General features: G+C 40.2%; 29 protein-coding genes. 14 read left to right on the top strand and 15 right to left on the bottom strand.

Annotated features, from left to right (window positions below; all coding sequences use genetic code 11):
- Positions 1-69 precede the first annotated feature (69 nt).
- The gene (gene degS, locus NBG71_RS10905) at positions 70-1,140 is read left to right on the top strand and encodes an outer membrane-stress sensor serine endopeptidase DegS (protein WP_250916853.1); all 1,071 of its coding nucleotides are present in this window, start codon (positions 70-72) and stop codon (positions 1,138-1,140) included.
- Positions 1,141-1,166: 26 nt separating this feature from the next.
- Here degS and NBG71_RS10900 read toward each other — a convergent pair whose 3' ends face one another.
- The 9 genes from NBG71_RS10900 to mlaF form a co-directional block, all read right to left on the bottom strand.
- Complete coding sequence (locus NBG71_RS10900) at positions 1,167-1,412, bottom strand: CPCC family cysteine-rich protein (protein WP_075671435.1); 246 nt, start codon at positions 1,410-1,412, stop codon at positions 1,167-1,169.
- Positions 1,413-1,445: 33 nt separating this feature from the next.
- On the bottom strand, positions 1,446-2,507 hold the full coding sequence (locus NBG71_RS10895) for a DUF2157 domain-containing protein (protein ID WP_075671437.1): 1,062 nt from the start codon (positions 2,505-2,507) through the stop codon (positions 1,446-1,448).
- A gap of 195 nt (positions 2,508-2,702) precedes the next feature.
- Positions 2,703-3,965 (bottom strand): UDP-N-acetylglucosamine 1-carboxyvinyltransferase, encoded by a 1,263-nt coding sequence (gene murA / locus NBG71_RS10890; RefSeq protein WP_099660011.1) that lies wholly within the window; start codon positions 3,963-3,965, stop codon positions 2,703-2,705.
- A gap of 48 nt (positions 3,966-4,013) precedes the next feature.
- Positions 4,014-4,268, bottom strand: a complete 255-nt coding sequence (ibaG, locus tag NBG71_RS10885) for a BolA family iron metabolism protein IbaG (RefSeq protein ID WP_006535338.1) — start codon at positions 4,266-4,268, stop codon at positions 4,014-4,016.
- A gap of 140 nt (positions 4,269-4,408) precedes the next feature.
- Positions 4,409-4,702 (bottom strand): lipid asymmetry maintenance protein MlaB, encoded by a 294-nt coding sequence (gene mlaB / locus NBG71_RS10880; protein WP_075671441.1) that lies wholly within the window; start codon positions 4,700-4,702, stop codon positions 4,409-4,411.
- 1 nt (position 4,703) lies between these two features.
- Entirely contained in the window at positions 4,704-5,333 is a 630-nt protein-coding gene (gene mlaC, locus NBG71_RS10875; protein ID WP_075671443.1) for a phospholipid-binding protein MlaC, read from the bottom strand.
- An 86-nt stretch (positions 5,334-5,419) separates the two neighbouring features.
- Entirely contained in the window at positions 5,420-5,944 is a 525-nt protein-coding gene (mlaD, locus tag NBG71_RS10870) for an outer membrane lipid asymmetry maintenance protein MlaD (RefSeq protein ID WP_250916852.1), read from the bottom strand.
- 3 nt (positions 5,945-5,947) lie between these two features.
- A complete protein-coding gene (gene mlaE, locus NBG71_RS10865; protein WP_075671447.1) occupies positions 5,948-6,727 on the bottom strand; it encodes a lipid asymmetry maintenance ABC transporter permease subunit MlaE in 780 nt (259 codons plus the stop codon).
- A 3-nt stretch (positions 6,728-6,730) separates the two neighbouring features.
- Positions 6,731-7,543, bottom strand: coding sequence for a phospholipid ABC transporter ATP-binding protein MlaF (gene mlaF, locus NBG71_RS10860; RefSeq protein WP_075671449.1), 813 nt, complete (start codon positions 7,541-7,543; stop codon positions 6,731-6,733).
- A 240-nt stretch (positions 7,544-7,783) separates the two neighbouring features.
- Between mlaF and NBG71_RS10855 the strand changes: the two genes are divergently transcribed.
- The 12 genes from NBG71_RS10855 to rnk all read left to right on the top strand — a co-directional run bounded on the left by NBG71_RS10855 (position 7,784) and on the right by rnk (position 16,441).
- Positions 7,784-8,764, top strand: coding sequence for a calcium/sodium antiporter (locus NBG71_RS10855; protein WP_075671451.1), 981 nt, complete (start codon positions 7,784-7,786; stop codon positions 8,762-8,764).
- A gap of 18 nt (positions 8,765-8,782) precedes the next feature.
- Positions 8,783-9,757 carry an arabinose-5-phosphate isomerase KdsD gene (gene kdsD / locus NBG71_RS10850; RefSeq protein WP_075671453.1) on the top strand — a complete coding sequence of 325 codons (975 nt, stop codon included), beginning with the start codon at positions 8,783-8,785 and terminating at the stop codon, positions 9,755-9,757.
- A 27-nt stretch (positions 9,758-9,784) separates the two neighbouring features.
- Positions 9,785-10,342, top strand: a complete 558-nt coding sequence (gene kdsC, locus NBG71_RS10845) for a 3-deoxy-manno-octulosonate-8-phosphatase KdsC (protein WP_075671455.1) — start codon at positions 9,785-9,787, stop codon at positions 10,340-10,342.
- A 16-nt stretch (positions 10,343-10,358) separates the two neighbouring features.
- Complete coding sequence (lptC, locus tag NBG71_RS10840; protein WP_075671457.1) at positions 10,359-10,937, top strand: LPS export ABC transporter periplasmic protein LptC; 579 nt, start codon at positions 10,359-10,361, stop codon at positions 10,935-10,937.
- Entirely contained in the window at positions 10,918-11,451 is a 534-nt protein-coding gene (gene lptA / locus NBG71_RS10835; RefSeq protein ID WP_075671459.1) for a lipopolysaccharide ABC transporter substrate-binding protein LptA, read from the top strand. Before lptC ends, lptA begins: the two co-directional genes overlap by 20 nt.
- 6 nt (positions 11,452-11,457) lie before the next feature.
- Positions 11,458-12,183 (top strand): LPS export ABC transporter ATP-binding protein, encoded by a 726-nt coding sequence (gene lptB / locus NBG71_RS10830; RefSeq protein WP_006535352.1) that lies wholly within the window; start codon positions 11,458-11,460, stop codon positions 12,181-12,183.
- 59 nt (positions 12,184-12,242) lie between these two features.
- The gene (gene rpoN / locus NBG71_RS10825) at positions 12,243-13,724 is read left to right on the top strand and encodes an RNA polymerase factor sigma-54 (protein ID WP_171455255.1); all 1,482 of its coding nucleotides are present in this window, start codon (positions 12,243-12,245) and stop codon (positions 13,722-13,724) included.
- A 23-nt stretch (positions 13,725-13,747) separates the two neighbouring features.
- Positions 13,748-14,035 carry a ribosome hibernation promoting factor gene (gene hpf / locus NBG71_RS10820; RefSeq protein WP_036913954.1) on the top strand — a complete coding sequence of 96 codons (288 nt, stop codon included), beginning with the start codon at positions 13,748-13,750 and terminating at the stop codon, positions 14,033-14,035.
- Positions 14,036-14,184: 149 nt separating this feature from the next.
- Positions 14,185-14,652, top strand: coding sequence for a PTS IIA-like nitrogen regulatory protein PtsN (gene ptsN / locus NBG71_RS10815; RefSeq protein ID WP_023582879.1), 468 nt, complete (start codon positions 14,185-14,187; stop codon positions 14,650-14,652).
- Positions 14,653-14,731: 79 nt separating this feature from the next.
- Complete coding sequence (gene rapZ / locus NBG71_RS10810) at positions 14,732-15,586, top strand: RNase adapter RapZ (protein WP_064718868.1); 855 nt, start codon at positions 14,732-14,734, stop codon at positions 15,584-15,586.
- Positions 15,583-15,855, top strand: coding sequence for a PTS phosphocarrier protein NPr (gene npr, locus NBG71_RS10805; protein WP_075671463.1), 273 nt, complete (start codon positions 15,583-15,585; stop codon positions 15,853-15,855). The genes rapZ and npr overlap by 4 nt, the downstream gene beginning before the upstream one ends.
- Positions 15,856-16,030: 175 nt before the next feature.
- Positions 16,031-16,441, top strand: a complete 411-nt coding sequence (rnk, locus tag NBG71_RS10800) for a nucleoside diphosphate kinase regulator (protein WP_075671465.1) — start codon at positions 16,031-16,033, stop codon at positions 16,439-16,441.
- A gap of 117 nt (positions 16,442-16,558) precedes the next feature.
- Here rnk and pmbA read toward each other — a convergent pair whose 3' ends face one another.
- Positions 16,559-17,887, bottom strand: a complete 1,329-nt coding sequence (gene pmbA, locus NBG71_RS10795) for a metalloprotease PmbA (protein ID WP_075671467.1) — start codon at positions 17,885-17,887, stop codon at positions 16,559-16,561.
- A gap of 186 nt (positions 17,888-18,073) precedes the next feature.
- Between pmbA and yjgA the strand changes: the two genes are divergently transcribed.
- Complete coding sequence (yjgA, locus tag NBG71_RS10790; protein ID WP_075671509.1) at positions 18,074-18,634, top strand: ribosome biogenesis factor YjgA; 561 nt, start codon at positions 18,074-18,076, stop codon at positions 18,632-18,634.
- Between the two features lie 73 nt (positions 18,635-18,707).
- On the opposite strand, the gene NBG71_RS10785 is transcribed toward yjgA, so the two are convergent.
- From NBG71_RS10785 to yhdP, 5 genes are all read right to left on the bottom strand, one after another.
- On the bottom strand, positions 18,708-18,989 hold the full coding sequence (locus tag NBG71_RS10785) for a barstar family protein (protein ID WP_075671469.1): 282 nt from the start codon (positions 18,987-18,989) through the stop codon (positions 18,708-18,710).
- Complete coding sequence (locus tag NBG71_RS10780; protein ID WP_075671471.1) at positions 18,989-19,489, bottom strand: ribonuclease domain-containing protein; 501 nt, start codon at positions 19,487-19,489, stop codon at positions 18,989-18,991. The genes NBG71_RS10785 and NBG71_RS10780 overlap by 1 nt, the downstream gene beginning before the upstream one ends.
- An 86-nt stretch (positions 19,490-19,575) precedes the next feature.
- On the bottom strand, positions 19,576-21,021 hold the full coding sequence (tldD, locus tag NBG71_RS10775; RefSeq protein WP_075671473.1) for a metalloprotease TldD: 1,446 nt from the start codon (positions 21,019-21,021) through the stop codon (positions 19,576-19,578).
- Positions 21,018-21,878 (bottom strand): deaminated glutathione amidase, encoded by an 861-nt coding sequence (nit1, locus tag NBG71_RS10770; protein ID WP_099660014.1) that lies wholly within the window; start codon positions 21,876-21,878, stop codon positions 21,018-21,020. The genes tldD and nit1 overlap by 4 nt, the downstream gene beginning before the upstream one ends.
- Positions 21,875-25,675, bottom strand: coding sequence for an AsmA2 domain-containing protein YhdP (gene yhdP / locus NBG71_RS10765; protein ID WP_250916851.1), 3,801 nt, complete (start codon positions 25,673-25,675; stop codon positions 21,875-21,877). The genes nit1 and yhdP overlap by 4 nt, the downstream gene beginning before the upstream one ends.
- Positions 25,676-25,696 lie beyond the last annotated feature (21 nt).

The raw sequence follows: 25,696 nt of genomic DNA, 5'->3' as shown, positions 1-25,696 counted from the left end.
GTTAAACTATGCTATTCTCACCGCTCCTACGCGAATAATTTCACAGTCAGACATAAATACAGGATTTTTATGTTAACTAAGTTACTGCGATCAACACTAATTGGTCTTCTCACAGCAGCAATTCTTTTGATTGCAGTCCCTTCAATTCGCCCTATTTTTATTGAACGCCTACTTAATGGTGATTTTCTCAATGCACCTTTTAGCTATAACACCGCGGTACGACGAGCAGCTCCTGCGGTTGTTAATGTTTATAGCAGTACGATGGGAAGTTTTTCTCAAGAAGGTCGTGAACTAACATCTCTAGGCGCTGGCGTTATTATGGATAGTCGTGGTTATATTCTGACAAATCAACATGTTATCAATAATGCTGATCAGATCCTTATCGCACTCCAAAATGGTGATCTTTATGAAGGCTTACTTATTGGTTCCGATCCTTTAACTGATCTTGCAGTATTAAAAATAGATGCCGATAAACTCCCTACAATTCCCATTAATACTAAACGGGTTTCTCATGTAGGTGATGTTGTGCTGGCTATTGGTAACCCATTTAATATTGGGCAAACTATTACGCAAGGGATCATCAGTGCTACGGGGCGCGTTGGATTAAGTCCAACCCGTTACCAAAATTTCCTACAAACAGATGCCTCAATTAATGAAGGTAACTCTGGTGGCGCGCTAATTAATACTGAAGGTGAACTTGTAGGTATTAATACTATGACGTTTGATTCAGGAACCTATAACGGATACCGCCCTACTGCCGAAGGGTTAGGTTTCGCTATTCCGACCGAACTTGCAGTTAAAATTATGAATAAGCTAATTCGTGATGGTCGTGTTATCCGTGGTTTTATTGGTATTACAGCAAAAGAATTACCAAGAATTCGCTCATCAAATACCGATATTAAGCAAATTCAAGGGTTGCGCATTTTTAGGATCACCCCAAATGGCCCAGCAGATAAAGCCGGAATAAAAACAGGTGATATCATCCTTAGTATTAATCATGCGCCAGCGACTTCCGCGATGGAAATGATGGATTACATTGCAGAAACACGCCCTGGTACGGCATTACCTGTCACGTTATTACGGGAAGGTAATGAGATTAATGTTGATGTCACTATTTCTGAATACCAGCCAGAATCATAGCTAACAAAAAATCTCCCTATGCTTGGCTAGTAGGGAGATTTCATATAAAACGTCGCACTGTGTAAGCAATTTTCTTTAAAGCTTTCAGTATTGCGATAATCCTCTAATGTGCTGTGATTACAACCGCTATATTGCCCTTCTTTAGTACCATCATTTTGCCAACCACATACGGGGCAGATCTCAAAAAATGCCTCATCTTTATCTTTGAAAACAAAATAATGGCACGCAACACAACTCACTTCTAAAGGAAGATGACAACTTCGCTTTTCCATAGGATGGGTTCTCCTATCACATTATTAATTATACTATTCGCTCTTACTCTCTTTATTAGCAATTGAGTTATTTTCAACAGCATGCCAAATTTTTTCCGCTTTTCGTCCAATTAAAATCAATGATACTGCCAAAATAAAGAAGAAAATCGCACTGTGTAAACTATCCCAGAAATATTCAAAGAATCGGGTATAAAGGTTGATACCAAGGAATGTTAGGCCAAAACCTCTTAACATACCGTCATCTGTTTTAAGACTAATATAGATACAGATAACTGAAACGACAGCAAATAACAGTGCCCAAGGTAACAAATTCACACTTGAAGTACGATACCAAGTATCAGGATCGTAATTACCGAAAATAGACATTATCCATAACGCAATAAACAAATAGGTTAGCCCCATTATTTTTGTCATGGAAAATAAACGACGATGTACCAACATATTTTGTAGGAAATAACAGCTTGCTAATAATATCGCTCCAAAAAAGACAAAACGGATAGGATAGTTCATCCCTAGCCAATACGCTCCCCAACCAGAGACATAGCCCGTTTCAGCACCAAACCAATTTCCTAACATCAATAAGAAGAATAACCACACCAATGAGGAGCGACTAATAAATCCAATTGCACCATAAATGACACAGCCAATTAAAAAGAGAGGCGCAATATGGCCACTTCCTGTATCCAGCAATTCTCCCAGTTGCCAAAGAAAAATAGCCGTAAACATCACACCTAAAAAGAGAATAAATTCAGTACTGTAATGCCATTGTGTTTCTTTTCGCTGACGTTTAAATCCCCAAAAATAAAGTATGCAGGCAATAAGTGCCGGAGATATCACACGCATAATTTCAGAAACGCTAAAAATTTCAATTAGATAATAAACTAATGCGCTATCACTAAAGATACTGCCAGCAGCAATAATCAAGCACACCATTGCTATCCAAAATGCATAGCGACTCAACCGTTTCCAATCAAAGGGAATTCGATGCAATGTACTTCCTAATTGCTGATATTCTTGTTCTGAAATCTCACCAGATTGTTGCCATTCATCCAGAGCTTGACGAACTAGGCGCTCTTGTTTCCTTGTTACCTGCATACATGTTCCTTCCTTTTAGCTCATAGTGATTTTTATAACACAGGTCTGTTTTTCTTACTGTATCTTGCGACGAAAGAAATGCCTTATGAATTATCCTATTCTGTTGAGAGTCTTATTAAAATAATGCGCAAAAAAAACCATAGCACAACAATGCACTATGGTTTTAAATAACTAAAAAAGGATAACTAAAATAAATTAGTCATTAGAATGCAAACGTTCTATTTTTGCCCCTAATCCTTGTAATTTAGCTTCAATATTTTCATACCCACGATCAATATGATAAATACGATCAACAATGGTTGTGCCTTGAGCAATACAACCTGCAAGTACTAAACTTGCAGAAGCGCGTAAATCCGTTGCCATTACTTGTGCGCCTGAAAGTTTTTCAACACCGTGGCATAACACAGTATTACTTTCGATTTCAGCGTGAGCGCCCATACGGATTAACTCAGGAATGTGCATAAAACGATTTTCAAAAATAGTTTCAGTGATCATTCCTGCGCCTTCAGCCACTAAGTTTAAGAGGCTAAATTGTGCTTGCATATCGGTTGGGAAACCCGGATGTGGTGCAGTACGCAAGGTTACCGCTTTAGGACGTTTACCATGCATATCCAGGCTTATCCAATCTTCACCAACTTCAATATCAGCGCCTGCTTCACGTAATTTTGCCAACACAGCATCTAATGTGTCAGGTTTAGCATTACGACAAACAACGCGACCACGAGAAACAGCAGCAGCAACTAAGAAAGTACCAGTTTCAATACGATCAGGTAGGATTTGATAAGTACCACCTCCAAGACGCTCTACGCCTTCAATAGTAATGCTATCTGTGCCCGCACCGCTGATTTTGGCGCCTAATGTATTGAGGAAGTTTGCAGTATCTTCAATTTCAGGCTCTCTTGCCGCATTCTCAATGATGGTTTTGCCTTCAGCTAATACCGCAGCAGTCATAATAGTGATAGTGGCACCCACGCTCACTTTATCCATGACGATATGCGCGCCTTTTAAACGCCCATCAGCGCGTGCTTTCACATAACCTTCATCCAGTGTGATCTCAGCACCTAATTGCTCTAAACCTGTAATATGAAGATCAACAGGACGAGCGCCAATGGCACAACCACCCGGTAAAGAAACCTGACCTTGGCCAAAACGCGCCACCAGCGGGCCTAAAGCCCAGATAGAAGCACGCATGGTTTTTACTAATTCGTAAGGAGCGCAAAATTCATTAATGTTACGAGCATCAACAAAAACAGAGCCATTGCGTTCAACATTAGTTCCTAAGCGATTAAGTAACTTAATCGTGGTATCGATATCTTTTAATTTAGGAACATTCGTTAATTCTACTGGCTCTTCGGCAAGGATCGCAGCGAACAGGATTGGTAGTGCGGCATTTTTTGCGCCTGAAATAGTGACCTCACCTGATAAACAGGTTGGCCCTTGTACTCTAAATTTATCCATCTGTAGAACTCTCTTTTTTATTTTGCTGTACGCTGTATACCTACTGAATCAAAGCCCGTTAAGTTTACGATCTCTCTTCCACTCTTCAGGTGTGTAGGCTTTAATAGACAAAGCGTGAATACGGTTATCTGCAATATATTCCATCAAAGGGGCATAAATGGTTTGTTGTTGTTTTACTCTGCTCATTCCCTCAAACATTGCGCCAACAACGACAACTTGAAAGTGACTACCATCACCATTGACGATGACTTCATCTAAAGACAGGCTGTCCATTAATACTTGTTTGATTTCATTTGTATCCATAATTGCTCAATCTCAACGTTAAAATAATAATCAGTCGTCTATCCTAATGGAATCCGCTCTACTCTTAAACCATCAAAAACCCCCTTAATGATAAAAGTATCACGAAGGGGGCTTTTTAATACCTTTACTCAAAATCTGTATTAGGTAATATTCATAATTTCATCAAGATCATAGAGTGTAATTAAAGTCTGAAAACGCTCACTTACGCCTTGAATAATAAATTGACGATTTTGCTCTTCCATTTCAGCTTTTAAGTGAACAAAAAGCGCCAACCCTGTTGAATCAATATGTCCTAAGGCAGAAATATCGATGATATTAATATCAGCTAATAATGCTTTACGTTGCTGCCAAGCAGGCAATAACGTTTCACGATCTAGCGTTCCTTGGAAATAGAGGACCCCCTCCTTTTTTTCCCAATTTAACGAAGCTGACATGTTATTTTTTCTCATCCAGTGTAATTGGTGTTTTAGCACTGATTTCTAACTGTTTTGTTAAACCATCAACACCTTTAGAATTTAAAATATCTGACCACTCATTCTGTTTTGTTGTGATCATGCTGACACCTTCAGCAATCATATCATACGCCTGCCATTCGCCTGTTTTGCTGTTTTTACGCCATTGAAAATCAAGACGAACAGGTGGGCGACCATTTGTATCAATGATAGTGACACGAATAGTTAGAGTTGATTTATCTGCGAAAGGTTTTGCAGGCTCAATACGGTACTCTTGGCCTTCATACATCGCTAATGCTTGACCATATACTTGAGCAAGATACGCTTCAAATGCCGTGAAATAAGCATCACGTTGTGCAGGTGTTGCATTACGATAATGCGGTCCTAACACTAATGCGCCCGCATATTTAATATGTACATAAGGTAATAATTCTTGCTGAACAATTTGACGTAAAACTTCAGGGTTTTTACGAATTTCAGGCTGTTCATTTTTTAATTTACTAAAAGTCTTTTGCGCCGCATCTTCCATCAATGCGTAAGGATTGGTTTTATCGACTGCCATTGCAAAAGGTGTTATCACTAATAGTGCGACCATCAATAAGCGTTTAAACATACGTTCGCTTCTCCTCAAATAGGGTTTCGATAATACGATGCATTTATGACGCTAAATGTATAAGTGCATCGTATAGGAATTAATGATTAAGGTAATGCTGGATGTTCAGATTCAGATTTTGCTGAACCATCACCATCACCCGTTTTATAAAGGAATTGACCAATAAGATCTTCTAATACCATTGCTGAATTGGTGTTTGTGATCCGTCCTCCGTCTTCGAGCAGAGTAGAATCTAATGCTTCATCATAAAAACCTAAATTCAATGCAAGGAATTGTTCACCTAATAAACCCGATGTGCGAATAGACAGTGAACTACTTTCTGGAATGTGGTCATAAATGCTCAGAATATCGAGCGCGACTTCAGGGCGATAATTCCCTTCATCTTCTTCTTTTAAAGTGATAGAAGAAACACGGCCAATCACCACACCACCAATCTTAACTGGGGAGCGTTCTTTTAACCCACCAATATTACCGAAGCTGGCATAAACGCGATAAGTCGGTTGATTACCCATTTCTTTAATATCAGCCACTTTAAGGCATAAGAAAATCACGGCAGCTAACGCAATCAGAACAAATAGACCAACCCAAACTTCAATTTTTTTACTTTGCATGACTTAGTTCCCAAACATCAGTGCTGTTAGCACAAAATCTAAACCCAATACGGCTAACGATGAATGAACAACGGTACGTGTTGTTGCTCTGCTAATCCCTTCTGATGTTGGGATTGCGTCATACCCGTTAAAGAGTGCTATCCAAGTGACGGTAATAGCAAAAACGACACTTTTAATAAAGCAATTTACTAAATCGAGTCGCCATTCAACGGCACCTTGCATAGATGCCCAGAAAAAGCCTTCATCGATCCCTTTCCAATCCACACCTACAATTGCTCCCCCCCAAATACCGATGGCAACAAAAATAAGTGAAAGCAATGGCATACTAATAAGACCCGCCCAAAAACGGGGCGCAACGACACGTCTTAAAGGATCGACGGCCATCATTTCTAAACTAGAAATTTGTTCTGTGGCTTTCATTAAGCCGATTTCAGCTGTTAAAGCCGAGCCCGCACGCCCCGCAAATAATAATGCTGTAACGACTGGGCCTAATTCTCTTAACAATGAAAGTGCGACCATCATGCCAAGACTAGCTTCAGCACTAAAGGTTGTTAAAACAAGATAGCCTTGTAATCCCAACACCATGCCAATAAATAGGCCAGACACCATGATAATTAATAAGGATTGAACGCCGACGTTATACAGTTGCTTCAGTAACAGAGGCCACTGTTTACGAAATTCAGGCTTACCGACTAATGCTCGAAAGAGCATGATGCCTGCTCTACCGAAGGTTGCAAAAATCGCTAACGCTCTAACACCAATGCGAGATAATAAATTTACCACGTACTAATTTCCTCGTCCTAATAGGTCGTCCTGATAATCTCCCGCAGGAAAACGGAAAGGTACAGGGCCATCAGCAATACCATCTAAAAACTGTCTTACTTGCCTATTTGGATTATCCTGTAATTCTTGTGCGCTACCTTGAGCAATGACTTTTTGCTCTGCAACAATATAGGCGTAATCTGCAATACTTAACACTTCAGGCACATCATGGGAAACTACAACACAGGTCACACCAAGCGCATGATTTAACTCATCAATTAACTTAACAAGTACACCCATAGTGATAGGATCTTGCCCAACAAATGGCTCATCAAACATAATCAGTTCAGGATCAAGCGCAATAGCCCTTGCTAATGCAGCCCTTCTCGCCATTCCTCCTGATAATTCAGAAGGCATTAAACTTGCCGCACCACGTAAACCTACAGCTTCAAGTTTCATCATCACCGTTGTACGGATCAATGCTTCAGGTAAATTTGTATGCTCTCTTAGTGGAAATGCCACATTTTCAAACACATTCATGTCTGTAAACAGTGCACCTGATTGAAAAAGCATACTCATTTTCTTTCTTGCCTGATACAACGCAGAGCGTGATAGCGCAGGAATATTGTCGCCATCAAACCAAATTTCACCACTATCTGGAAGGATTTGTCCTCCCATTAGGCGTAACAAGGTTGTTTTACCAATCCCTGAAGGGCCCATAATCGCAGTCACTTTTCCTCTTGGTACAACAAGATTAATCTCTGAGAAGATCTTTCTGCTACCGCGAGTGAAGTTCATATTGCGCACTTCAATTAGATTGTTAGATTGTGCGTTCATGAATAAAACATCCTCAAGCCTGTCTGCATAAACGAATTTTTACGCTATTTTGGCAGGTCATTCGCTATGTTACAAAGAAATCACCACTATTTAGCAATTTATTGCACGGTTAATTTTACTTTTCGTGCTTGGCTAGTCAAAATACGGTTAATTAGCAAAACCTTTTGACAATATGTTTTTTTTATCAGCCCTGTCTTATTGGTTTTTTCTTTATTCGCTCATTGTTGGAAAACTGATGGCATGTTGATTACTTTGTCTCTTTTAATTTTTGGGTTGATGTTACTCGTTTATGCATCAGACCGATTAGTTTATGGTGCGAGCGTTTTTGCGCAATCGTTAAAAATCCCACCCGCCGTTATCGGTATCTTAATTGTAGGCACAGGTACTTCACTGCCTGAGCTTTTTGTTTCAACCGATGCAGCTGTGCATAATTTGCCTGATATTGCTATCGGGACAGCCATTGGCTCTACACTCACCAACCTTCTTCTCATCGCAGGTATTGGCGCGATGATTTATCCCATGAACATTCAATCCGCAGTGCTCAAAAAAGAGCTTCCCTTGATGATTATAGTCATCATGCTCGTTGGCATTATCGTTTCTAGCGGAAACTTAGGGCTTAGAGAAGGCACGCTACTCTTTTTTATTGGTTTTGCATCCATCTTTCTAATGATAAAAACGATGCATAAAACACTCACGCAAGAGCGTCACGTATTACCTTTAGAAACCTTAACGCGTTTCGAATTACAAACAAATCCCCGCAATTCTGTTGCACTTTTTTGGGTTGTTATTGCTTTACTTATTATTCCAGTTGCTACTCAAATGATATTGGATAATGTCTTTATTTTAATGCAACAGTATCATCTTAGTGGCTTTTTTGTTGGTTTAACCTTGCTATCTATAGGAACAAGCCTACCTGAATTAGCCACAACTATTGTGGCAGCACTAAGACGCGAGAATGAATTAGCATTAGGGAATATTATAGGCGCTAATATTTTCAATCTAACTTTTGTGTTAGGAATGCCAGCATTACTCTCACCAAGCACATTTAATATCAACACATTTTATTTTAGCTTTGCTGTGCTTGTTGTCGCCAGTTTACTGTTTTCTCTCTTTTCATTAGGACGTAAACGACGTCTTAATCGAGGAAAAGGGATATTCTTGTTAGTTTGCTTTATTGTTTATATTACGGTGTTGTGCGTCGCACATTCTCTCTTAACCTAAAATAAATGGTACAAAAAAATGACCGAGTTTGATTTTCAGCAAGCAGGTAAAAAAGTCCTTCATATTGAGCGTGATGGGTTAGCTGAACTAGAACAATACATCAATGATGACTTCACTCTTGCCTGTGAAAAAATTTTCCACTGCCAAGGTAGAGTCATTGTTATGGGTATGGGTAAATCTGGCCATATTGGACATAAAATTGCGGCTACATTCGCCAGCACAGGAACACCTTCTTTCTTTGTTCATCCCGGCGAAGCAAGCCATGGTGACTTAGGCATGGTGACAGAAAAAGATATCGTTCTGGCAATTTCAAACTCAGGTGAAGCCAGCGAGATCCTCGCGCTGATCCCAGTACTTAAACGTAAACAGATAACACTGATTTGTATGACACGCACTCCTCAAAGTACAATGGGGAAAGCGTCTGATATTCATCTTTGTATCAAAGTACCTAAAGAAGCCTGTCCTTTAGGACTTGCACCAACAACCAGTACAACCGCAACCTTGGTAATGGGTGATGCACTCGCGATCGCACTGTTACGTGCCCGTGGTTTTACTGCTGAAGATTTTGCGCTTTCTCATCCAGGTGGGGCATTAGGTCGTAAATTACTCCTTCATGTCAGTGATTTAATGAATAAAGAAGCGGATATTCCACGCGTCACTAAAGACGCCACTTTACGTGAAGCTCTTGTCGAGATAACCCGTAAAAAATTAGGTATGACCGTTATTTGTGATGATAGTATGCTGATCAACGGCATCTTTACTGACGGTGATTTACGAAGAATATTTGATTTAGGGATAGATCTTAACAATGCCAAAATATCAGATGTTATGACAAGAGGCGGTATTCGTATTCGCCCCGATTGTTTGGCGGTTGAAGCACTGAATTTAATGCAAGCAAAACATATCACCTCCCTATTAGTAACAGAACAAGATAGTGATATCCTGTTAGGTGTTTTACATATGCATGATTTATTACAGGCTGGTGTTGTATAAGCTATTCATAACGTTCGAAGGATAAAAATGAATACAATGATAGAAACTTGTTATGGTGCAGTAAGTGAGCAAATCATCAAAAAAGCAGAAAAAATCCAATTGCTGATTTGTGATGTTGATGGTGTGATGTCGGACGGACTCATTTACATGGGCAATAATGGCGAAGAATTAAAAGCCTTTAATGTCCGTGATGGGTATGGCATCCGTTGTTTGCTCACATCTGGCATTGAGGTTGCTATCATTACAGGTCGTCAGTCTAAACTGTTAGAAGATCGTGCTAAAACCCTTGGCATTACATATCTTTACCAAGGTCAGCATAATAAGCTTTTGGCGTATCAACAACTGTTAGATACACTAAACCTTAAATCTGAACAAACAGCCTATATTGGTGACGACCTGATTGATTTACCTGTAATGGAAAAAGTGGGACTTTCTGTCGCCGTGGCTGATGCACATCCATTACTTACACCTCGTGCAAATTACGTGACACGCATTGCGGGTGGTCGTGGTGCAGTACGAGAATTGTGTGATTTAATCCTTTTAGCGCAAGGTCGGCTTGAAGAAGCTAAAGGTCTTTCGATTTAACGTATAACGATACAGAATGAATAAATTAAAATCCTGGTTTACCTTAATTCTTGCCATTATCGCCCTCGGGCTGATTGGCTGGAACTATACTAATAACACTGAATTCGGTGATGGTGAGATTGTTGATGATGGTCAGCCAACCTATCAATCCAAATCATCGATATCTTTTGTTTACGAGCCAACAGGTATACTCGGATATAAACTTGTTGCTGATGATGTCAAAAACTATGCTCAGCAAAAGTTTACATGGTTTACTAACCCTGTCTTAACTACCTATTCACCGACAGGGGATGCAACATGGACAGTACGCGCAAATAAAGCCAAGCTAACAAACAGTAAAATGCTCTATCTTTATGGCGATGTTCAAATTGATAGCTTAACGGATGATTCTCAGCTACAGAGAATAAGCACAGACAATGCTATTGCAAATTTGGATACACAGGATGTTTCCTCTGATGATGAAGTGACTATTATCGGCGTCGGACTGAAATCAGTCGGCTTAAAAATGCGAGGCAATCTGCGCGAGAAACGTGCAGAGCTGATTGAAAAGGTAAACACCTATTATGAGATCCCTAATGAATCAAAAAATCCGTAATACACTGATTATCGGTACACTTTTAGCGATAAGTGTACCTGCGATGGCGCTTAAAGATGACACACAACAACCTATTGTTGTGAACTCAGAGAAACAGTCGCTTGATCTAGAAAAAAACGTCACAACCTTTACGCAAAATGTTGTGATCAAACAAGGTTCTATCGATATTCGTGCTGATAAAGTTGTTGTCACACGCCCAGGCGGTGACTCCAAAAGGATCGTAATAGAAGCGTTTGGTAACCCTGTGACTTTTTATCAGTTACAAGATGATGGTAAACCTATCAAAGGTCGTGGCGAGAAAATGACCTATGAAATGGATAAAGAGTTAATGACCTTAACGGGTAAAGCCTATCTTGAACAATTAGACAGTAATATCACCGGTGATAAGATCACTTATCTCGTCCCAACTCAGCAAATGGAAGCTTTTAGCGGTAAAGGTAAACAAGTGACTACTGTTTTACTGCCTTCCCAGTTGCAAGAGAAAGGCCCTGGTGTTAACAACAAAGGTAAGTAACACTTTATGGCGCTGTTAAAAGCTGAAAATTTAGCAAAAGCATACAAAGGGCGCACCGTTGTCGGTGATGTGAGCCTAAACGTTAATTCAGGTGAGATTGTCGGCTTACTTGGACCCAATGGTGCAGGTAAAACAACCACATTTTATATGGTTGTTGGCATTGTAGCTCGTGATGCAGGTAGTATTACAATTGATGATGAAGACATTACGCTGTTACCGTTACATGAACGAGCACGTAAAGGCATTGGCTATCTTCCTCAAGAAGCGTCTATTTTTAGACGCTTAAGCGTTTATGACAACATTATGGGGATCTTAGAAATCCGCCATGATCTAACGCCTGAAGAACGAAAAGACCGTGCAGAAGAGCTGCTCGAAGAGTTTAATGTCAGCCACTTACGTAACAGCTTAGGGCAATCATTATCAGGGGGTGAACGCCGTCGTGTTGAAATCGCACGGGCATTGGCCGCAAACCCTAAATTCATTTTATTAGATGAACCTTTTGCAGGTGTTGACCCTATTTCCGTATTAGATATTAAAAAAATTATCCAGCATCTACGTGATTATGGACTAGGTGTACTGATTACTGACCATAACGTTCGTGAAACATTAGATGTGTGTGAACGTGCTTATATCGTCAGCCAAGGTCACCTTATTGCTCATGGTTCACCAGAAGAAATTCTTGAAAATGAGCAAGTTAAACGTGTTTACTTAGGTGAAGGCTTCCGCCTGTAATCTTTGATTCACTTTTACTCTGTCATGGATGACTACAGCAAAGGATTCATCGCATTATTATGAAACAAAGTCTGCAACTTCGTCTTAGTCAGCAACTGGCAATGACGCCACAGCTACAACAGGCTATTCGTTTGTTGCAACTTTCGACGCTTGAATTACAACAAGAAATTCAGCAAGCACTTGAGTCTAATCCACTTCTAGAACAAGACGATGATCAACAAGATCCCGTTTCAGATGATACCTCTCATACAGAAAGTCAGTCAGACTCCACAACAGAAACAACAACTGAAAACGAAGTTGAAGAGTTCGATACACTGGATGCTTTAGAGCAAAAAGAGATGCCTGATGATCTCCCTTTAGATACTCAATGGGAAGAGATCTACACCGCAGGCACACCTTCTGGCACCAGTAATGACTATACTGATGATGAACTTCCACTGTATCAAGGCGAAACAACCGCTTCATTGCAAGATTATCTAACCTGGCAGGCTGATCTCACTCCATTTTCAGAAACAGACAGAGCAATTGCGATAAGTATTATTGATGCTATTGATGAAACAGGATATTTAACTGTCACAACAGATGACATCCTTGCTGGAATGGGCGATGATGAGCTAGAGCTTGATGAAGTCGAAGCTGTATTAAAACGTATCCAACGCTTTGATCCTATTGGTGTTGCTGCGCGTGATTTAAAAGAGTGTCTTTTGATTCAGCTATCCGCTTTTTCAACAGAAACACCTTATCTTAAAGAAACGCAGTTAGTGATTAGCCAATATTTAGAGTTGCTAGGTAACCGTGATTTTCGCCAATTGATGCGTCAAACGAAGTTACGAGAAGAGACACTTAAATCTGTTATTGAGATGATCCAGTCTCTTGATCCTAAGCCCGGATTAAGTATTGATACAGGCGAGTCAGAGTATGTTATTCCAGATATACTGGTAAAAAAATCAGGTGAACGCTGGCAAGTTGAGTTAAATACAGATAGCATTCCTCGCCTACGAATAAATGAGACCTATGCGGCATTGGGTCAATCGACTCAAAATGAGAGCGATGGAAAATTTATTCGTGACAATTTACAAGAAGCCAAATGGCTGATAAAAAGTCTAGAAAGCCGTAATGAGACATTATTAAAAGTCGCTCATTGCATTGTTGACACACAGCAAGCATTTTTCGAATTAGGTGAAGAGCATATGAAACCCCTTGTGTTAGCAGATATTGCTGAGCAGGTTGAAATGCACGAATCCACCATTTCTCGAGTGACAACGCAAAAATTTTTGCATTGTCCAAAAGGAATTTTCGAATTGAAGTATTTTTTCTCTAGCCATGTGAATACTGATAGCGGAGGCGAAGCCTCTTCAACAGCAATCAGGGCTTTAGTGAAGAAACTAATCGCAGCAGAAAACCCAGCGAAACCACTTAGTGATAGTAAACTGGCTGATATGCTCGGAGAGCTTGGAATACAAGTTGCTCGACGCACTGTTGCGAAGTATAGAGAGTCATTATCCATCCCGCCTTCAAATCAACGCAAAGAGTTGGTTTGAGCATAATTGAGAAGGAAGACACTATGGAACTTCAAATCACTGGTCATAATATTGAATTAACCGATGCTCTGCGTGATACAGTCAAAGCAAAAAGCGCGAAATTACCTCAGTTCTTTGACAAAATTAATAACGTTCAGGTGATCCTGAAAGTCGAGAAAGTTAATAAAATCGCGGAAGCGACCATTCAAGTTAATGGCGGTGAGTTGCATGCCTCTGCAGAAGCAGAAGATATGTACGCAGCAATTGATGGATTAATGGATAAGCTGGCTCGTCAATTAACCAAACACAAAGATAAACTGAGACAACATTAATTCATTTCCCATTGTAAAATGGGGATACAATCGGCGAAGTTACTGCGTTGTTTATGACTCGGTTTAATCCAACGCCTAATCAATATCAGTAACAAAAAACCAGATGTCACTTTGTGGCATCTGGTTTGCTGGTCTAAGTGAATAAGACAATGAACAACGATACAAAGATGAATATTAGCGACGTACTTTCTCTGGCATGTACGCATAATGATGTACATTGCACGAGTAAAAAGCGCGCGTTAGAAATTATCAGTGAAAATGCAGCAAAAGCACTTAATTTACCCGAAACACTGATATTTGAAGCTTTATTGACGCGTGAAAAAGTCGGTACAACAGGGATTGGGGGGGGGTTAGCTATCCCTCATGGACGTATTGAAAGTGATGAAACAGAAAAAGTAGTTGGTGTGTTTCTTCACCTAAGCGAACCTATTGCCTTCGACGCTATTGATAATCAACCTGTCGACTTGTTGTTCGCATTACTCGTTCCTGCGACACAATGTAAGGAACATTTACACACACTGTCTTTGATTGCAAAACAGTTGGCAGACAAAAACTTATGTCGCCGACTACGCTCCGCACAAAGTGATGAAGAGCTTTATCAGATTATCACAGAATAACCCCTACGGGTTTAGTAGGACGCGAATAGCATACAGTGGAATGATATTCATCACTGGGAAATTATAGGGGAGCTACCTCATGGTGCTGATGATAGTCAGCGGACGCTCTGGTTCAGGTAAGTCAGTCGCTTTGCGTGCGCTTGAAGACATGGGATTTTATTGTGTTGATAACTTACCTGTTGATCTTTTACCTGAGCTCGCAAAAACACTGGCTGAACGTGATGCTTCTGCTGCCGCAGTCAGTATTGATGTCCGAAATATGCCAGAATCGCCGGAGATCTTCGAAAAAGCGCTGGAAAGTTTACCCGCTGAATATTCTCCACAACTCTTATTTTTAGATGCAGATAGAAATACCTTAATTCGTCGTTATAGTGATACTCGACGTCTTCACCCTCTTTCGACCAAGAACCTTTCATTAGAAGTGGCAATTGATACCGAAAGTGATCTACTTGAGCCATTGCGATCACGCGCTGATCTCATCATTGATACTTCTGAGATGTCAGTTCATGAGCTCGCAGAAATGCTACGTACTCGCTTATTAGGTAAGCGTGAACGTGAGCTGACAATGGTCTTTGAATCATTTGGCTTTAAGCATGGTATTCCTATTGATGCAGACTATGTTTTTGATGTGCGTTTCTTACCAAATCCACATTGGGATCCTAAACTGCGTCCAATGACAGGTCTTGATCGCCCTGTCGCGGCATTTTTAGATAGACACACCGAAGTTCATAACTTTATTTATCAAACTAGAAGCTACCTTGAACTTTGGTTGCCGATGTTAGAAACCAATAACCGTAGTTATTTGACGGTTGCGATTGGTTGTACGGGTGGTAAACACCGTTCTGTTTATGTTGCAGAGCAACTCGCAGATTATTTCCGTTCTAGAGGGAAAAACGTACAATCACGCCACAGAACACTAGAAAAACGCAAATGACCCAATATCGACAAGTTGCGATTAAAAATCGACTTGGTATGCATGCAAGGCCTGCGATGAAGTTGTTTGATTTAGTAAAAACATTTCAATCAACCGTCATTTTACGCAACAACGAAGGGGTTGAAGCACAAGCGGATAGTGTGATTGCTATGCTGATGTTAGATTCAGAGCAAGGCAGTCAAATTGATATAGAAGTAACTGGTAGTGATGAAAATGAAGCTATTAATGCTATTATCGCATTATTTGAATCGGGGTTTGATGAAGAATAATCGTAATAGAAAACAATAGATTAGCATTTCTTAACTAAATAACCCGAAAGAGACTGTGATCACTGTCTCTTTCTTTTTTATACAGAACCGCCTATTATCTCTTATATGAGTTTAACAACACCCCCACCTCACCCGTGGGGGTGTTGTTTTGCATTGGAATAAATTGGAGTGTGGTATGACAAAGCCAACAATTATCATCAACGAACTTGATGCAGAACGTTTAGATTCATTACTTGAACAACCGGCATTTGCAGATAGCCCGATTGCTGAAGCATTGAATGAAGAGTTAGATCGTGCTGACATTGTTACACCAGCTGATATCCCTGCTAATATTGTCACAATGAACAGCAAAGTCCGTTTTATGGACTTAAAAAATAATGAAGAGCGTACTCGTACGTTAGTGTATCCAGCTTCATTAAAAGATAGCACTACTGAACTTTCCGTTATGGCGCCAATGGGTGCTGCGCTACTAGGTTTAGCGATTGATGATGAGATCAGTTGGAAGCTACCAAATGGCCTTGAAACCAAGGTTAAAGTATTAGAAATTCTATACCAACCTGAAGCTGCGGGTGAATTACACCGTTAAGCAGAGCTGAAGGTTCGCGTCTTATTTTTATCTTATCAAATTGAAAAGCACACTGATAAACGCGATATCTCAGCCCATTGCGGGCTGAGATTAAAGGTTACGATAAGTGTCTAAAATTCACTCACCAGCAATACTCATTTCTGGTAATAACAGCGATCCACACTGAACATTACTACGCATCTCGATATCATCACCCATAGTGGCAATATTTGCCCACATATCTTTTAAATTACCGGCAATAGTCACTTCGCTTACAGGGTATTGGATTTCACCGTTTTCAACCCAAAAACCACTCGCGCCACGAGAATAATCACCCGTTACTGTGCTGACGCCTTGTCCCATCAATTCAGTGACAACAAGACCTGTTCCCATCTCTTTTAACAACGCATCAAACGATAAACCTTGTCCTGGGATATACCAGTTATGGATCCCACCAGCATGACCATTACTTTTTAAACCCAATTTTCTCGCTGAATAAGTAGTTAATAGCCACTCTTGTAATACGCCATCTTTAATAATTTCGGCATCGGTTGTGCGCACACCTTCACTATCAAACGGTGTTGATGCCAAACCTCTTATTAAGTGAGGTCGTTCTTGAATATTTAGCCATTGAGGGAAAATTTGCTTACCTAAGCTATCGAGTAAACAAGATGATTCACGATAAATCATGCTACCACTAATTGCTGCAACCAAATGACCAAAAATACCTGTCGCAACATCGGCAGCAAAAATAACGGGGGCTTTCATGGTTGGAAGTTTACGAGGTGCAAGGCGAGATAAAGTACGGCGAGCACACTCTTGACCTACCCACTCAGGTGATTCTAGATCATCAAAACGACGGCTAATGGTGTAGGCATAATCGCGTTCCATATCTTCACCATCACGAGCAATAACACAGCTCGACATAGAATAACGTGAAGATGAATAGCTTTTTAATAAGCCAAGACTATTACCAAATACACGGGTTCCACTATGACTATTAAAGCTCCCCCCTTCGGTATTAATAATACGACTATCGCTATCTAAAGCAGCTTTTTCTGCTCTTGATGCTAATTCAATCGCTTTATCTGCCGTTATCTCGGTAGGATGGTAAAGATCAAGGAAAGGCGCATCAAAGGCTAATAGATCTTGATCAGCAGGTCCTGCATATGGGTCAACGGAAGTGTAGCGTGCAATATCCACAGCGGCTTGTACAGCTCGCTTAATTGCATCAGGACTTAAATCTGTTGAAGATGCACTACCTTTACGTTGTTGTTGGTAAACCGTAATGCCTAAAGCACCATCACTGTTAAATTCAACATTTTCAACTTCACCGTAACGCGTACTCACACTAATACCCGTCGATTTATTAATAGCGACTTCGGCACTATCACACTGTTTTGCAGCCAGCTCTAATGCGAGTGAGACGGCGTCTTCAAGCTGTTTTACCTGATCTGAATTATTCATTGAGAACCATTTTCCTAAGGAGAACACCACTTTTTACTTATTTTTCGCAAAGTAAATCAATTGACAGGTGGTCAACAAGCGATTTTCCCAGTTACAATAGAAGATATATGAATGTTATCACCCGTCGGGCTTTTGGTCATTCACCAAATCACACTCCCGGCTTACTCTGCAACAGGAATTTTTATTATGGCAAAGCAGCCTGAAGAGTGGCATTACCTCAATCCTGAATTTGACGATACATCGTCAGAAGAGGAAGAAGAGGAAGAAATTATCTGGGTCAGCAAAAGTGAAATTAAACGTGATGCTGAAGCACTCAAAAAACTGGGTACTGAATTAGTTGAATTAAGTGCGCAAGAATTAGAGCGTGTGCCATTAGATGAGAAATTATTAGCCTCTATTCAATTAGCACAAAAAGTACAGCGTGAAGCACGCCGTCGCCAAATTCAATATATTGGAAAACTACTGCGCAATGTGGACGAAGATCCGATCCGCCAAGCACTCGATAAACTAAAAAACCGCCACAACCAACAGATCTTAGTGTTACATAAACTAGAAGATCTGCGAATTCGCCTTATCGAAGGTGGTAATGAAGTGATTGAAGAAGTCGTGGCACTTTATCCAATGGCCGATCGCCAACAATTACGCACACTTATCCGTAATGTAAAAAAAGAAAAAGAAGCGAATAAACCACCAAAATCATTCCGCTTACTATTCCAATATCTAAAAGATTTATCAGAATCAGCATAAAACCTGATCATCCTGAAAACGCAGTGTAAATTCAGTATCACTGCGATTTTCAGGGCGTGCCTTCTACGCTTAATTACTTTTGCGCTTTATGCTCACAATGAAAGCTCAATACGTCTTTACCAAGCTCATTTTGTGCTTCTTGCATCACTTCTACTAAAGGCTGAAAATCACGGGAATGATGAGGTAGATGCTTGAAAACAATACTGACAGGTAATTCTATTCCTCCCACTAATGCATCCCATAATGCATCTAGGTTATCGCCAAAATTATCATCTAACTGAAATTGCAGTGCAAAATCCTGATAAAAAGCATCTCTATCTACTAGCATCTTAAAATCGAAGATAACCTGTTTCATTAAGGAGCAACCTTTGTCATTGTGCGGTAATGATCGGTGGTGACATAAATCAACCCATCATTCGAATAGAGCAATCTGTCGCTACCACGATGACCACAGTGATAATTTACATCCGCTTCATACCACTGCCGTCCTGCTTCTTCTGGTAGCTGTTTTTCACGGTTCATAAAACGATCGCCACCAATTGCTCTTCCCGGCAAAACTTCACATAAGTTACCTTCTTTCGCATTCCAGCCTTGTTCTCTTGCCTGTTTTTTAGTGAGATAAAAACTCGGTAGCTGTTGGTGACGTTGTAAATAGTTAGCCACTGCATTGGCTTGTGTTTTTTCATCAATAGAAAGAGGAATTTGTGCTGGTTTATTGCTGCTATTACTTGATGATGTTGGAACAGAGACTGGCGATGAAGAGGATGATATTTTCGCTTCAGGAAGCAAACCTTTGTAGAGAACACCAAATAAAACAGCAATAACAATAATAACTGGTAATAAACGTTTACCCATAAATTAGCACCTTCACTGTCGCTAGGATAAAAAACTCCATCAAAAGATGGAGTTTTATTAATACGTATAAATAACTATAACAAAGATTAAGCAGTACCGCCTACAGTGATCTTATCAAGCTTCAACGTAGGTTGACCCACACCAACAGGGAGGCTTTGTCCTTCTTTACCACAAACGCCCACTCCTTTATCTAAAGCGAGATCATTACCCACCATAGAGACCTGTTGCATAGCTTCAATACCTGAACCAATCAGAGTTGCCCCTTTAATTGGTTTTGTTATTTTTCCATTCTCGATTAAATAAGCTTCTGAAGTTGAGAAAACAAATTTACCCGATGTAATATCAACCTGACCGCCACCAAAGTTTGGTGCATAAATACCGCGATCAACGCTGGCAATAATTTCTTCAGGTGAGGATTTGCCTGCTAACATATAGGTGTTTGTCATACGAGGCATAGGAAGATGCGCATAAGACTCACGACGACCATTTCCTGTCGGTGCAACACCCATTAAACGTGCATTCATCTTATCTTGCATATAGCCTTTTAAGATGCCGTTTTCGATTAAGACATTATATTGACCCGGAACACCTTCATCGTCGATAGCAACAGAGCCTCGACGACCTTCAAGAGTGCCATCATCAACAATCGTACAAAGCTCAGAAGTAACTTTCTCACCAAGGCGACCAGAAAATACGGAGGTTTCACGACGGTTGAAATCACCTTCTAAACCATGACCCACAGCTTCATGCAATAATACCCCCGGCCATCCTGCACCTAATACCACAGGCATTGTTCCCGCTGGTGCTGCAATCGCTGATAAATTCACTAATGCCATACGTACAGCTTCACGAGCATAAGTGACTGCATGGCTTTCACCATACACTTTAGTTAAGAAATAGTCATAACCAAAGCGACCACCGCCACCACTTGCGCCACGCTCACGCTTGCCATCTTCTTCCACCAGCACACTGACAGAAAGACGAACTAAAGGACGCACATCAGCGGCTAACGTACCATCGGTTGCTGCAACCAGCACATGCTCATAAACACCAGTTAATGACGCGTTAACTTGTTTAACACGTTTATCTTCAGCACGAGCGGCTTTATCTACCTCATGCAATAATGCAATTTTCTCTTCGCGAGAAAGACTTTGCAGAGGATCATTTAAGCTGTATAGCGGAGAATGTTGAATAGCACCTAAAGTATGGATACGACCATTACCTTTAGTCTGAACAATACTTCGTGCAGCATGAGCACTTTGATTAAGTGCGTTAAGCGTTAGTTGGTCAGCATAAGCAAAACCGGTTTTTTCACCGTAAATTGCTCTAACGCCAACACCTTGATCAATATTGTAAGAGCCATCTTTAATAATCTGATCGTCGAGGATCCAAGCCTCGTGATAACTTGACTGAAAATAAAGATCACCATAATCAATTTGACGCTGTGCAAGCTGCTCTAGTGTTGATGCTAAATCATCTAAACTAAGTTTGTTTGCTTCCAACAGACTTTCGCTGACAACAGCTAAACTCATAATTCTTCTTTATCCTTAATTTTTTTGATTAAGTGGGTCAGTTTCGGGCGAAAACGGTTATGTTTTACAACTCGGATCTGTTCACGCATACCGTGTAAACTATCGACGCCAACATTCAGCGTTAGCGCACTGACAGCATCAGGGTTCTTTTTCAAGACTTTACCCCAGCCATCAATCGCCATAGTATGACCCCAAGTCCGGCGCGTATCATGTGTACCCACTTGTGCTGGCGCTAATATAATACACTGATTCTCAATGGCACGAGCACGTAATAAAGGTTCCCAGTGTGCTTTTCCTGTTAAACGGGTAAAAGCCGCTGGCACAGAGATTATCTCGGCACCTTTTTCTCTTAATGCTTGGAAAATACCTGGGAAGCGTAAGTCATAACAGATCGTTAAACCTAATTTCCCAACGGGAGTATCAACGACGGTTAAACGTTCACCACGTTGATAAATAGAAGACTCATTATATTCGCCTTGCTCATCATCAATACTGACATCAAACATATGGATTTTGTCATAACGAGCGCGGATAACTCCTTCATCATCAAACACCAAGCTACTGCTGGTAATTTGGTCTGGAGAGTCTCGACTAATCAATGGCATAGAACCGACTAAGATCCATACTTTGTAACGCTGAGCCATTTTAGCGATAGCATTTTGTAAAGGCCCATCGCCCTGAATTTCAGCGTGTTTATGGTAATCTTTAGAGTTTGAAAAAAGTAACGCATTTTCAGGTGTTAATACAAGCTTCACTGAATCGGGTAATTGTTTAATCTGTTGCTCAATTTGCGCTAGATTATTTTTTGTGTTTTTACCGCTACAAAGTTGCAAAAGTGCGACATTAACTTTTTTCATAACGCCTGATTCTCCTTAAGCTGACGCAGTACTTCGTCAATTTTGGGTTGTTCCATAGTTCCGGTCACATGATAACGGATAACAGAAATCTTACTCCAAAGTGGCCCCAGAACCTTTGATGCCGCAAACACTGCGGCGCCTGCAATTGGGTTTATAGCGAATGCAGTAGCAACACCGACTGTTGCTGAAATCTCTGGCGTTACCACAACTTGTAGGTCCATTTTACGTTCAAGTAAATCAACTTTCCCACTGATTGCAATATCGGCAATAACACCATCAACTCGGACACTATCAGCATTCATAATACCTTGATTAATCGTAATTTCACTCTTAATCGAATCATATTCAAAATGCTCACTGAAAGTATCTCTAAAATCAAACTGTAATTTACGTAAAAGTGCATCGAAACTCACAAGGCGAAGTAACTTACCGGCTTGTCCGACATTCACTTTTTCTATCCGCCCTTTCCCTAAAGTAGATTTGATATCACCATTTAAGGTCGCAAGATCAAAATTCCATGGCGTATTATGCCATTGTAATGAAAAATCAGCAGAAAGAGGAGATTGCAAAATAGGAACGATATAGCCAAAGTAAGCTGCCATTTCATCAATTTCATCTGCTTTTAGCTTACCTTGTAGCTTTGTGATGTTGTTTCCTGCGATATCATCAGACCATTCGCCATTAACATGTAGCTCACCACTGCTATTTTTTAATTTACCGTCAGTTAAAAGCAATGTGCCATTACTTTGCTTTAATGAACCTTGAATTTTCCCTAAAAGCAGACCGTTCACCCAACATTCTCGACATTCAAAATCAATAGAAGGGATATTTTTTACTGAAAATTTCAAAGCATTAGGATCAGAAGCGCTCGCCATTTTTAACGTTTTTTCTTCTTGGTCAGAGGAGATACCATTAAAATAGAGGTAATTAATATTCACTTGCCAAGGTGTTGATGTTTCAGGAATAAACACATCACCTCGTAATTCATTTCCTGAAAATGCAAATTTTACACCGTCACTAACGCGCATAATTTCAGTTTGCGGATCACGCCATTTTTGCCCTGCAAAATTTAAATCAGGCAAACTAATGTGCACATTATCAGGAAAAGTGACTTCTTTTTCAGATGGCGTTAAAGACGAAAAAGCCATTAATGTTGGCAACCATTTATCCCCCTCTAATCCTTTAAGGGCAATAGTTAAGCGTTGTTGTGAACCTAATTCTGGTAATTTAATAGAAGAAGAAACAAGATTACCTTGTAATAACCGTAACTGTTTTCCTAAAGCCCATTGGCTATTAAGTTTCCACAGTTTCTCAGCACTAGCATTCACGCTTAAGGTTTCACTGTTACCTTTTGCAGAAATAACAATAGGTGGTGAAGTTTTTAAATCTTGCGTTTCAGGTGCGGTTAATTTGCTATTTAATGCATTTATATTTCCAGTTAAATCGACTTGATAATCGACATCACCTTTTTCGGGGATCTTAACATTAACGTTGCCGCTCCAAGGGAGTATGCCACTCAATTTCTGTTGAATATCGCTTGGTAAACCTTGAATTTTTTGAATATCCCATTGACCTTTCAAGCCTACATCAACCTGATAATTATCCGTATCATTGTGACTTGTAAATGAGAAAGCGAGAGGCTGCCCAAACCAATTAGCTGTTAATGTATCACTCTCAAGTTTGTCATTGTGATAACGAAATTGTCCACTGACGCCCTGTAAGGTGGTATCCATAAAATTCAATGTGACATCATTGTTTTTTAAATTAATATCACCCGAAGCCACCACATCTTCACCACCAAAGGGAATATCTAATTTCAATGTACCATTGATTTTCCCAGCGACTTTAAGCTCTTCAAGTGTATGACCTATACTCGCCATTTGAGAATCTAAGAAATACTCTTTCAACTCGTCGCCTGTGGCTTCAATATCCGCATTAATTAAGATCTTCTCTTGTCGATAACTCTCAATCACTGCACTTAAATTTGTGGCAGTGGCTTTACCCACTTTCGCTTGTGCAGAAGACATCCATAATCCATCATTTTTAAAATCTAAATTAATATCTAGATCGAATAATGCAGGCCATTCGCTATCAAATTTAAAGGTGGCGTGTTTAACAGGAGCATAAACTTGGAACCAGCCTTTGTGATTATCAAAAGGAAAATCGGCGGGATCGCCATGGAAAATAAAGGTTCCATTATCGATATTACCCGCAATAATCGCCTCTGAGAGGTATTGTGTCAGCTCTTTACCAACATATTCCTCTGGCAGATAACGCCATGCATCTCCTGCATTTGTAACTCTTACACCTGAGAGTATAGAAAGACGCTGATCTTCACCTTGTTTCTCGTAACGAAAATCACCCGTAACCCATGCTGATGTAGCTTGAACATCTACCCCTTCACTCCAAAGAGATAAGTCATCTCCAGAATGAGTCCAGTAAACTGTGCCTTTCCCTTTCTCAATATTCAGCGGTGCTTTAAACAATTCGCCAGTATCTATTTCACTGTTTGCTAGCGCGAAATTAAGTTCACCGCGTTGCATATTGCCTTTTAATTGCCCGCTGAAATGTTGTATAGAAGGGATCTCTTGCCAACGCTTCCAACCCACATTTTCCCATGAGAGATTAATCGCGCTTTGCTCAAAATGCTCAGGCGTAAGATCTAATGCAAAATCATTAACCATCCCAGAAAATTGGCGATACTGCCATTGACGAACAAAATCAGGTGTTAAAAAAGAGAATAATGGCAATACAGCATATAGCCTATCTAACTCAATATTTTTGGCACGAATACGCCATGCTTCATCATGTTGTTTTTCTTTTGGTTGATAAAGAACCGCCAAATAACCATCAGGCCACTCTTCACCATCCATGGTAATTTTTCGAGTATAAGGAATATCTGCAAGCCAACCATTCTCTTGCCTTCTCATCCGCAATATTAAGTCTTCAACTTTTAATGCATGTGAGGTTCCATCATTACTCCAATCCATTTCACCTTGATGAATTTGCAATTGACTTCCGGTAATACGCCCTTGAGTAATTTCAATCCAGTTAGATAAACTCGCTTTGGCTTCACCTACTCCGCTATTATTTTTTACCCACTGACTAAGCCAAGGTGAGATATCAATATCATCTGCGGTAAGAAATACTTTGCCGTTATCGATTAAACCGTTCTCTGTGGTATAGAGATCAAGGCGCACCTTTAATCCGCCATAATGATTAACCGGTGTATCAAGAGTGACTTCACCTTGAGCACGATGACGATTTTTTTGATTTAACCACATCAATTCGGGCACATGTAATGTACTGGTATCTCCTGAAGGGGTTAAAAAAACAAAACGGCTTTCAATCAGTTTAAAGCGATCAAACTGTTCAAGAAAAATGGAAGAAATATCATCAGGTTCAGTTAACGTTATATCCCCACTTTGCCCAGTAAAAATAGGGCTATGGTAATTAACATATAATTGTTCAAAGGTCAGTTCACGAAAATGAAGGCGAAAAGCGAATAATGAACGCCAAACGTCAAAAGAAAAAGTCACTTTTTCTGCCGTAACGTTCACATCTTTATTGGTAATATTCAGCCCTTCTACTTGAATATCAGGGCCAAAATTCTGCCACTCCCCCATAATCTTTGTCATGGAGACAGGGCTATTGAGCTGCTTTGTAAGATACGATTCTATTTCTGGGCGATAACTATCTAAGCGAGGCAGAAAATAGCGAAATCCGCTTAATACCAAGGCAAAAACGATGAGGCAAAAAACTGTTATCACTAACAGGTATTTAGGCAGCCGCTTCATTTTTGTCTCCTTTCTGCCATC

Origin of the sequence: Proteus sp. FZP2095 (genome assembly GCF_023701425.1) — a bacterium.
Taxonomy (GTDB): Bacteria; Pseudomonadota; Gammaproteobacteria; order Enterobacterales; family Enterobacteriaceae; genus Proteus; species Proteus cibarius.
Note: the sequence above shows the minus strand (reverse complement) of the source record. Positions and strands in the feature narration are given on the sequence as shown.

What these genes read in the sequence shown, in the direction of transcription:
- degS (WP_250916853.1), top strand. Translation starts at nt 70, where the DNA reads ATGTTAACTAAGTTACTGCGATCAACACTAATTGGTCTTCTCACAGCA.
- NBG71_RS10900 (WP_075671435.1), bottom strand. Translation starts at nt 1,412, where the DNA reads ATGGAAAAGCGAAGTTGTCATCTTCCTTTAGAAGTGAGTTGTGTTGCG.
- NBG71_RS10895 (WP_075671437.1), bottom strand. Translation starts at nt 2,507, where the DNA reads ATGCAGGTAACAAGGAAACAAGAGCGCCTAGTTCGTCAAGCTCTGGAT.
- murA (WP_099660011.1), bottom strand. Translation starts at nt 3,965, where the DNA reads ATGGATAAATTTAGAGTACAAGGGCCAACCTGTTTATCAGGTGAGGTC.
- ibaG (WP_006535338.1), bottom strand. Translation starts at nt 4,268, where the DNA reads ATGGATACAAATGAAATCAAACAAGTATTAATGGACAGCCTGTCTTTA.
- mlaB (WP_075671441.1), bottom strand. Translation starts at nt 4,702, where the DNA reads ATGTCAGCTTCGTTAAATTGGGAAAAAAAGGAGGGGGTCCTCTATTTC.
- mlaC (WP_075671443.1), bottom strand. Translation starts at nt 5,333, where the DNA reads ATGTTTAAACGCTTATTGATGGTCGCACTATTAGTGATAACACCTTTT.
- mlaD (WP_250916852.1), bottom strand. Translation starts at nt 5,944, where the DNA reads ATGCAAAGTAAAAAAATTGAAGTTTGGGTTGGTCTATTTGTTCTGATT.
- mlaF (WP_075671449.1), bottom strand. Translation starts at nt 7,543, where the DNA reads ATGAACGCACAATCTAACAATCTAATTGAAGTGCGCAATATGAACTTC.
- NBG71_RS10855 (WP_075671451.1), top strand. Translation starts at nt 7,784, where the DNA reads ATGTTGATTACTTTGTCTCTTTTAATTTTTGGGTTGATGTTACTCGTT.
- kdsD (WP_075671453.1), top strand. Translation starts at nt 8,783, where the DNA reads ATGACCGAGTTTGATTTTCAGCAAGCAGGTAAAAAAGTCCTTCATATT.
- kdsC (WP_075671455.1), top strand. Translation starts at nt 9,785, where the DNA reads ATGAATACAATGATAGAAACTTGTTATGGTGCAGTAAGTGAGCAAATC.
- lptC (WP_075671457.1), top strand. Translation starts at nt 10,359, where the DNA reads ATGAATAAATTAAAATCCTGGTTTACCTTAATTCTTGCCATTATCGCC.
- lptA (WP_075671459.1), top strand. Translation starts at nt 10,918, where the DNA reads ATGAATCAAAAAATCCGTAATACACTGATTATCGGTACACTTTTAGCG.
- lptB (WP_006535352.1), top strand. Translation starts at nt 11,458, where the DNA reads ATGGCGCTGTTAAAAGCTGAAAATTTAGCAAAAGCATACAAAGGGCGC.
- rpoN (WP_171455255.1), top strand. Translation starts at nt 12,243, where the DNA reads ATGAAACAAAGTCTGCAACTTCGTCTTAGTCAGCAACTGGCAATGACG.
- hpf (WP_036913954.1), top strand. Translation starts at nt 13,748, where the DNA reads ATGGAACTTCAAATCACTGGTCATAATATTGAATTAACCGATGCTCTG.
- ptsN (WP_023582879.1), top strand. Translation starts at nt 14,185, where the DNA reads ATGAACAACGATACAAAGATGAATATTAGCGACGTACTTTCTCTGGCA.
- rapZ (WP_064718868.1), top strand. Translation starts at nt 14,732, where the DNA reads ATGGTGCTGATGATAGTCAGCGGACGCTCTGGTTCAGGTAAGTCAGTC.
- npr (WP_075671463.1), top strand. Translation starts at nt 15,583, where the DNA reads ATGACCCAATATCGACAAGTTGCGATTAAAAATCGACTTGGTATGCAT.
- rnk (WP_075671465.1), top strand. Translation starts at nt 16,031, where the DNA reads ATGACAAAGCCAACAATTATCATCAACGAACTTGATGCAGAACGTTTA.
- pmbA (WP_075671467.1), bottom strand. Translation starts at nt 17,887, where the DNA reads ATGAATAATTCAGATCAGGTAAAACAGCTTGAAGACGCCGTCTCACTC.
- yjgA (WP_075671509.1), top strand. Translation starts at nt 18,074, where the DNA reads ATGGCAAAGCAGCCTGAAGAGTGGCATTACCTCAATCCTGAATTTGAC.
- NBG71_RS10785 (WP_075671469.1), bottom strand. Translation starts at nt 18,989, where the DNA reads ATGAAACAGGTTATCTTCGATTTTAAGATGCTAGTAGATAGAGATGCT.
- NBG71_RS10780 (WP_075671471.1), bottom strand. Translation starts at nt 19,489, where the DNA reads ATGGGTAAACGTTTATTACCAGTTATTATTGTTATTGCTGTTTTATTT.
- tldD (WP_075671473.1), bottom strand. Translation starts at nt 21,021, where the DNA reads ATGAGTTTAGCTGTTGTCAGCGAAAGTCTGTTGGAAGCAAACAAACTT.
- nit1 (WP_099660014.1), bottom strand. Translation starts at nt 21,878, where the DNA reads ATGAAAAAAGTTAATGTCGCACTTTTGCAACTTTGTAGCGGTAAAAAC.
- yhdP (WP_250916851.1), bottom strand. Translation starts at nt 25,675, where the DNA reads ATGAAGCGGCTGCCTAAATACCTGTTAGTGATAACAGTTTTTTGCCTC.